This is a genomic window from Bacteroides cellulosilyticus DSM 14838 (genome assembly GCF_000158035.1).
Lineage (GTDB): Bacteria > Bacteroidota > Bacteroidia > Bacteroidales > Bacteroidaceae > Bacteroides > Bacteroides cellulosilyticus.
On the sequence record NZ_EQ973523.1, the window covers coordinates 1 to 1103 of the forward strand.

2 protein-coding genes are annotated in these 1103 nt (G+C 36.5%); both read left to right on the forward strand.

Going from position 1 to position 1103, the window contains the following annotated elements:
• A partial coding sequence (locus BACCELL_RS25460; protein ID WP_007215065.1) for a VTT domain-containing protein occupies positions 1–349 on the forward strand: 349 nt, incomplete at its 5' end.
• Positions 350–362: 13 nt separating this feature from the next.
• Positions 363–1010 (forward strand): DUF47 domain-containing protein, encoded by a 648-nt coding sequence (locus BACCELL_RS25465; RefSeq protein WP_007215066.1) that lies wholly within the window; start codon positions 363–365, stop codon positions 1008–1010.
• Positions 1011–1103: the final 93 nt, after the last annotated feature.

A 1103-nucleotide genomic window follows, 5' to 3' on the forward strand; every position in this document is an offset into this window, starting at 1 on the left:
TTCCAGAATATTCAAACAAAGTCATTTGGATAAAACACATGAATTTTATAAAAAGTATGGAGGCAAGACCATAATTATAGCCAGGTTTGTCCCTCTTGTGCGCACTTTTGCTCCGTTTGTAGCAGGAATGGGTAAAATGCATTACTATTATTTCATGGTATACAATCTGATAGGAGGTGCAGCTTGGGTGGCACTTTTCTGCTATGCCGGATATTTCTTCGGAGACCTTCCGATTGTGCAGGAAAATCTTAAATTGTTGATTGTGGCAATTATAGTTATATCCATATTACCTGCCATTATAGAGGTGATACGGGCAAAAATGAAATCAAAAAAAACAGAAATAATTTGATATTTTTATTCTTATGAAAAATTCTTTTTTTAGCAGGTTTACTCCCAAAGAACCTAAGTTCTTTCCTCTGTTGAAACAATTGTCTGAGATTTTGTCTGCATCATCCACTCTTTTGGTAGAAAGTTTACAACATGATAAACCGGAGGAGAGAGCAGATTATTATAAAAGAATAAAAGACCTGGAACGTGAGGGGGATAAATTAACTCATTTAATCCTTGATGAGCTTGGAACTACTTTTATTACTCCTTTTGACCGTGAAGATATTCATGCGTTGGCTTCAACCATGGATGACGTTATAGACGGGATAAACAGTTGTGCCAAACGTATTAATATCTATAATCCTCGTCCGATTTCCGATAGCGGAAAAGAATTGAGTCGCCTGATTCAACAGGAAGCTGTATATATTGGCAAGGCGATGGATGAACTTGAAACTTTCCGTCAGAAACCGGCCGCATTGCGTGGATACTGTAATAAGTTGCATGATATAGAAAATCAGGCAGATGATGTATATGAACACTTTATCACGAAGCTTTTTGAAGAAGAAAAGGATTGCATTGAACTTATCAAGATTAAAGAGATCATGCATGAATTGGAAAAAACAACCGATGTGGCAGAGCAGGTAGGCAAGATACTAAAGAATCTGATTATAAAATACGCATAGAAGAAGTTGAGAACATGGAATTGTTAGTAATAATTATTGTACTGGCTCTGATATTCGACTATATCAATGGCTTCCACGATGCGGCGAATTCAA

Excerpts from the sequence above, each read along its gene's own strand:
- BACCELL_RS25465 (WP_007215066.1), top strand. The coding sequence starts at position 363 with ATGAAAAATTCTTTTTTTAGCAGGTTTACTCCCAAAGAACCTAAGTTC.